Origin of the sequence: Mycobacterium sp. UM_Kg27, assembly GCF_000972905.1 — a bacterium.
In the GTDB taxonomy this organism is placed as follows: Bacteria; Actinomycetota; Actinomycetes; order Mycobacteriales; family Mycobacteriaceae; genus Mycobacterium.
In genome coordinates this window covers 24829-30859 of the sequence record NZ_JRMM01000040.1, presented here as the reverse complement: position 1 = coordinate 30859, position 6031 = coordinate 24829, and the positions used below count along the sequence as shown (strand labels likewise).

At 65.0% G+C, this 6031-nt stretch carries 6 protein-coding genes; 2 read left to right on the top strand and 4 right to left on the bottom strand.

Going from position 1 to position 6031, the window contains the following annotated elements; translation table 11 throughout:
- Positions 1-118 precede the first annotated feature (118 nt).
- Entirely contained in the window at positions 119-1717 is a 1599-nt protein-coding gene (locus LI94_RS08930) for a TIGR03767 family metallophosphoesterase (RefSeq protein WP_082105706.1), read from the bottom strand.
- Between the two features lie 491 nt (positions 1718-2208).
- Between LI94_RS08930 and LI94_RS08925 the strand changes: the two genes are divergently transcribed.
- Complete coding sequence (locus tag LI94_RS08925; protein ID WP_046300959.1) at positions 2209-2574, top strand: hypothetical protein; 366 nt, start codon at positions 2209-2211, stop codon at positions 2572-2574.
- 363 nt (positions 2575-2937) lie between these two features.
- Here LI94_RS08925 and gatB read toward each other — a convergent pair whose 3' ends face one another.
- On the bottom strand, positions 2938-4443 hold the full coding sequence (gene gatB, locus LI94_RS08920) for an Asp-tRNA(Asn)/Glu-tRNA(Gln) amidotransferase subunit GatB (protein ID WP_024440175.1): 1506 nt from the start codon (positions 4441-4443) through the stop codon (positions 2938-2940).
- Positions 4444-4481: 38 nt separating this feature from the next.
- Entirely contained in the window at positions 4482-5150 is a 669-nt protein-coding gene (gene tenA, locus LI94_RS08915; protein WP_046300958.1) for a thiaminase II, read from the bottom strand.
- Between the two features lie 37 nt (positions 5151-5187).
- Here tenA and LI94_RS08910 point away from each other — a divergent pair, with 37 nt between their 5' ends.
- On the top strand, positions 5188-5574 hold the full coding sequence (locus LI94_RS08910; RefSeq protein WP_024440177.1) for a DUF2237 domain-containing protein: 387 nt from the start codon (positions 5188-5190) through the stop codon (positions 5572-5574).
- Between the two features lie 30 nt (positions 5575-5604).
- On the opposite strand, the gene LI94_RS08905 is transcribed toward LI94_RS08910, so the two are convergent.
- Positions 5605-5952: a hypothetical protein gene (locus tag LI94_RS08905; RefSeq protein ID WP_024440178.1), complete on the bottom strand. Its 348-nt coding sequence runs from the start codon at positions 5950-5952 to the stop codon at positions 5605-5607.
- Positions 5953-6031: the final 79 nt, after the last annotated feature.

The following is a 6031-nucleotide window of genomic DNA, read 5'->3' as shown; positions in this document are numbered from 1 at the left end:
CTCGGCTGGGATACCCCAGCCGAGCGTCTGCGTGATCTACTACTGGCCAATTAACCACCAGTGTTGCGACGACCCCTTGAAACCGCCCCGCGAAGGGGGCCACTTCGACATTTCCGCGTCAGTGCAGTGGATGGGCGAGCAATAACTCGCAGTTGCGATCCGCCACGGCACCCAGGCGGGCATCTTTGCGATGCAGATCGTTGTAGGACAGCTCGCGATACAGGCTCGCCAGACCGGTGGGAGTGAGGTCGCTCGGATCTGCGGTGAACGGTGCCTGGGCCTCGACCAGCGGGGTGAACAGGCTCAGCGTGCCGTCGCGATTGTCGGTGACTTCGATGATCCTGGCCAGCTGCGGGTAGTCGATATGGCTGGCCGTGTTGATCTCCCAGAAGCTCTGCTTCGGGGTGGCCCCCTTGTGGGGAATCATCTCGTTGGTGTGAGTGTGCCCGTTGACCCACGCGATCACATTCGGCCGCTCCAACAGCGCCGCAACGAGCGCCGCACCGGTATACACCTTCTCCCCGGGATGATTCGGATCCGGCAGGCCGAAGTTCATCGTCCGCGAGGTGTGGTGGCTGAACAGAATCACCAGTTGGTCCGGATGCGCGTCGATCTCGCCGAGAACGAACATCAGCTGGCTTTCGTTGATCGAGCCGGTCGCCAAGCCGAAATCGTTGGTGGTGTTCATCGCAATACCGAGCACACCGGGCGCGACCTGGAAGGTGTACCAGGTGGGCCCGTCCGGATCGGTGAAACCATGCCCGACCGGACCGGGACCGGTGGCGGCGGGCTCGAAGTGCCGACGAACATACTGGCTCAACGTGAATGGCAACCGCCGCTGGTCCACTGTCGAGGGCAGGAAGGGGCCGCCGGACTTGAGCTGCAGCAGGATCGGGCCGAGCTGCGAGGGATCGGCGCACAGCGCCTTGGCGATGGCGATCGCCGAGGGATCGGTATGTGGCAGGTCGAATTTGATCGGCGAGGTGTACATCCAATCCAGCAGGCCGTTGGGGACGGTGCCGAGCAGCTGCTCGTCGTGGTTACCGACCACCGAGTACCAGGGCATCCGCAGACCCGGGCTGACGTGTGCGGAGATCGCGGCAGACAGAAAGCCGGGAATCTGCTGAAATCCCTTGCCCTTGTAGCTGTCCCAGTAGGGCGACTCGGCCAGCCAGTAATCCGACGAGCCGTGTACCTGGACCCCCTCATAGCGATTCAGGGCACCGGTGTTGGGGATGATCGAGCCCCCAGACATCACGGTCAGAAACCAGTCGAGTTCGATCAGTTCGCGGTTGTCGGTGTTGTCGCCTGTGCAGACCAAGCAATCGAATGGTCGCCCGGTGAACGGCCCGCCGGGAAGCGCGTTAAGTTGCTTCACCAGCGAGACCGCGCCCTGGGTGGTCAATGTCTCATGCGGCCGGTAGGCCGACGAGATGAACGGGTGGACGAACTCGAACCGGGCTGGACTCTGCGCGTCCGTGAGGTGCAGATCGGTGACCTGAACGAACGACGTCAACGCGGTGCGGGCCATCTCTCGCGCGGGGCCCGCGGTGGCCAGCTCCTGGCGGATGTACAACGGCCAACCGCTGCCGGCGACCAGCGGCCGGTATCCACCCGCTTGCGCCATGCCCGGAGTGCTGACCACGTCCAAGGTGGTGCCGGTTGGATTCGACGCCAGCAGCGCCGCCGGCTCGGCATGCGCCCAGCGAGAACCCATACCTGCGACCGCGGTCGCGGCCAGTCCGGCCTGAAGAAAACTACGGCGGGACAGACTCACTAGACGGGCACCGAATTCATCCGCGGTCGCGACACGATTGAGCGCATGACGCGACACGCTATGAAATCACCAAGAAAACAGCCATGGGAGTAATGGATTTGTCTCAGGTTTGAGGCCCGCTCGGCCCCGTCCCGTTTTCATCTGGTGATTAACGACCGTCCAAGAAATGTCGGACAAACTGGCCCGGCAGGCCGTGCTCGCCGGCTTCATGGATCACAGCAGCCTGTTCCAGACGCTGACCGACCCGACCATCCTGCCGGGCATCGCCGAATCCCTCGGTCTGGACGAGAGTGCGGTGCCCCTGTTAGCGGCAGTGCTGAACTTCGCTGGTTCCCCGCTGAGCGGTATCGCCATCGGTCAGGTCGGCACCATGCTCAGCCCGGTGCTGCAGTTCCACGAGGACCTCGCCGACATCTCCACGGCGCTGACCGGTGGTGAACCGGACCGACATACCGGCCAACCTCGTCAATGCCTACCTCAACGGCTACGGCGAGGTCGACCTGATGCCGATCCTGGACCAGCTGGGGACCACCCTGCCCACCCTGCCGCTGCTCGACCTGCCCACATACATCACCGAGCTGAATCTGAACGTGGGCGGGCTGCTCAGCGCGGGTGGCTCGATCTTCGATGCCATCGGCATGGGCACCGGAACCGATGCGCTGGGCGAGCCGATGGATCTTTTCGACCTGCCGGGAATCGCGGTCGGGCCGATCGCCTCCATGGTGGCTTTCTCCCAGTCCATCGCGATGGCCCTCGGCTGGGACGGCGCCAGCGACATCCTGGACGGGCTTCTCTGACATTCGCTCAACCGCACCGTGTGGCTCCGCCGGGGCCGCACGGTGCGGTTTTCTTTTCGCCAGCCGCTGCGGTCAGCGCCGCCGGGTCAGCGCCAGCCAACACCAATCGGTTCTCACAGAAGTATTACTGACTCCGCCCGGACGCCTTAAATATCGGCCTTACCTTGGGTTTCAACGGGTCGAAAGCAGTGACTCACACAGCACGTCACCGCCGCCGAATGCTCACCCGACGAGCGAAAGGATGAACACGCAATGTTGATCGACTTTCGGTGGCTGCAGTTCATTTTCGACCACCGCGCCCACCAAGGCTCCCGGCACCTGCCGCAGACTCGCGGCGCCATCGCCGGCTGAGACAGCCGGGAACTATCCGCCGCAGGCGGCCAACACCAGTTCTCGCACCCGGGCGGCATCGGCCTGACCCTTGGTGGCCTTCATGACCGCACCGACGATGGCGCCGGCAGCCTGCACCTTGCCACCCCGAATCTTCTCGGCGACATCAGGATTGGCAGCCAGGGCTTCGTCGATCGCCGCTTGGATCACCGAGTCGTCACGCACCACGACCAGGCCTCGGTCGGCCATCACCTGGGCGGGCTCCCCCTCGCCGGCGAGCACCCCTTCGACCACCTGCCGGGCCAACTTGTTGGACAGCTCGCCGGATTCCACCAGCGCCACCACGGCAGCCACCTGCATGGGCGTGATAGCCAGCGCGTCGAGTTCGACACCGGCCTCGTTGGCCTTCTGCACCAGGAAGTTTCCCCACCAGGCCCGGGCCGCCTCGCTGGATGCTCCGGCCGACACGGTGGCGGCCACCAACTCAACCGCCCCCGCGTTGACCAGGTCGCGCATCACCTCGTCGGAGACGCCCCACTGCTCCTGGATCTTCTTGCGGGCCAGCCACGGCAGTTCCGGGATGGTCTCCCGTAGTTCGGCGACCAGCTCCACCGATGGCGCCACCGGCTCCAGGTCGGGTTCAGGAAAGTAGCGGTAATCCTCCGCGGTCTCCTTGGCCCGGCCCGGGCTCGTGTAGCCGGCTTCGTGGAAGTGCCGGGTCTCCTGAACGACCGTGCCCCCTGCGGTCAACACCGCGCCCTGGCGTCGCATCTCGTAGCTCACCGCCACCTCGACACTCTTGAGGGAGTTGACGTTCTTGGTCTCGGTCCGGGTGCCGAATTCAGCTGCGCCGGTGGGCTTCAGCGATACGTTGGCGTCGCAGCGCATCGAACCCTGGTCCATCCGCACGTCAGAAACATCCAAGGCCCGCAGCAGATCCCGCAACGCGGTCACATAAGCCCGAGCGATCTGCGGTGCACGTTCCGCGGCACCGGTGATCGGTTTGGTGACGATCTCGATCAGCGGCACGCCGGCCCGGTTGTAGTCGACCAGAGATTCGCTGGCGCCCTCGATGCGACCGGTATCGCTGCCGACGTGGGTGAGCTTGCCGGTGTCCTCCTCCATGTGGGCGCGCTCGATGTCCACCCGCCACACCGACCCGTCCTCCAGCGGCACATCCAAGTAACCGTTGAATGCGATCGGTTCGTCGTACTGAGAGATCTGGTAGTTCTTCGGCTGGTCGGGATAGAAGTAGTTCTTGCGGGCGAACCGGCACCAGGAGGCGATGTCGCAGTTGAGCGCCAACCCGATCCGGATCGCCGATTCGACCGCGGTGGCATTGAGCACCGGCAGCGAGCCGGGCAGGCCCAGACACACCGGACACACTTGGGTGTTCGGCTCGGCGCCGAACGCCGTCGAGCATCCGCAGAACATCTTGGTGGCCGTGGACAGCTCGACGTGCACTTCCAGGCCCAGGACCGGGTCGAAGCGGGCGACGACGTCGTCGTAATCGAGCAGTTCAGCGACAGCAGCGGTCATGGCGCAAAGTCTAGGTGACCCCGTCAGCCGGTCCTTGATCACACCGGCCAGTCCTCCATCCGGTAGGCGGCGTCGAAGAACATCCATTCGTAGCGCGCGGCGGTGTGGAGATGCCGGCGCATCAGCTCCCACTCCGCAGCCGGCACATGTGCGCCGATCCGATCGGTAACGGCCAGTACGGCCTCGACCACCGCCTGGTACTCCTGGCCCGCGTAGCTGTCGATCCAGCGCTGGAACAGTGGCTCCGGCGAACCGTGGCGCTGCAGGTGCTCCCCCACCCGGGCATAGATCCAATAGCAGGGCAGCACGGCGGCGACGGCCTCGGTGTAGGAGCCTGATGCGGTGATCGCCAGCAGGTAGCTGGTGTAGGCCTGGGTCGTCGGGGCGATCGGCAGTGCCGCGGCAGCATCAACGTCGAGGCCCAGATCGGCCAGCAGCCCGGCATGCAGTTCCGCTTCGGCGGTGATCGCCGCGCCGGCGTGCTCGGCGAACATGGTCAGCTCCGATGCGATCGGCGCCTTGGCCGCACACCTCGCCAACGCCTGGGCGTACCCGCGCAGGTAGTGCCCGTCCTGCACGAGGTAGTAGCGAAACTGGTTGCGCCCCAGGGTCCCCTTGGTCAGCCCGGTGACGAACGGGTGCTCGCAGATCTTCCGGTAGATGCCGTCGATATGCGCCCACAGCCGCTCACGGTTCCGCTCGGTCATACCTCACGGTAGGTGACACCGTCCTAGACTGAGCCACATGCCCGACCGCAACGTACTGGGCGGCCCGCTGGAGCCGTGCGGCAGCGACCCGATCACCGGCTTCTACCGCGACGGCTGTTGCTCATCAGGTCCCGAGGACATTGGCCTGCATACAATTTGCGCCGTCGTCACCGGCGAATTCCTGGAACACCAGCGCGCTATCGGCAATGACCTGTCCACGCCGATGCCCGCCTACCGATTCCCGGGGCTGACGCCCGGAGACCGCTGGTGCGTGACCGCGTTGAACTGGCTGCGAGCCCACCGCGACGGCTGCGCCGCACCGGTGGTGCTGGCCGCTACCCATGAACGCACGCTGGACGTGGTCAGCCTCGAGGTACTGGCGGACTACGCCGTCGACGTGCCCGATGACCCCAGCGACCTGTGACCGCTACCGGCCACTTGACCGAGCCGGCGATCAGGGTCCCAGTGTTACGCCGACGCCGGAGTTGCTCTGTTCGCGATGTCTTTCGTACCAGACGAATTCGTCGACCAGCGGGCCATCCTCCGGGCAGTCGGCTATGACTGACCCGGCCAGCAGTCGCCCCGTCTGGTCTGCGGGCATGCCACTGGTCGCCAGAATGTGGCTGACCGCGTGCTTGACGCCCGCCAGATTCGGCTGGTCGTTGATGAAGGCGCACACATCGCCACCGTGATCGGTGATGTAATCGCCGATCAGGTCACCGCTGGCGTGGGCCGGTATCGACGGCACCAGCCCCATCGGCAGACCGCACAACACCGCGGCAGACAACACCATCGTTCTCATATCCCACCCCCAGCCTTGATCCATCAGGCAACACGAAGCACAACCTCACCATTGTGAAGCCCTTTCGCGACGTTGTCAC

Coding starts and splice junctions, on each gene's coding strand:
- LI94_RS08930 (WP_082105706.1), bottom strand. CDS start 1,717: ATGGGTTCTCGCTGGGCGCATGCCGAGCCGGCGGCGCTGCTGGCGTCG.
- LI94_RS08905 (WP_024440178.1), bottom strand. CDS start 5,952: ATGAGAACGATGGTGTTGTCTGCCGCGGTGTTGTGCGGTCTGCCGATG.
- tenA (WP_046300958.1), bottom strand. CDS start 5,150: ATGACCGAGCGGAACCGTGAGCGGCTGTGGGCGCATATCGACGGCATC.
- gatB (WP_024440175.1), bottom strand. CDS start 4,443: ATGACCGCTGCTGTCGCTGAACTGCTCGATTACGACGACGTCGTCGCC.
- LI94_RS08910 (WP_024440177.1), top strand. CDS start 5,188: ATGCCCGACCGCAACGTACTGGGCGGCCCGCTGGAGCCGTGCGGCAGC.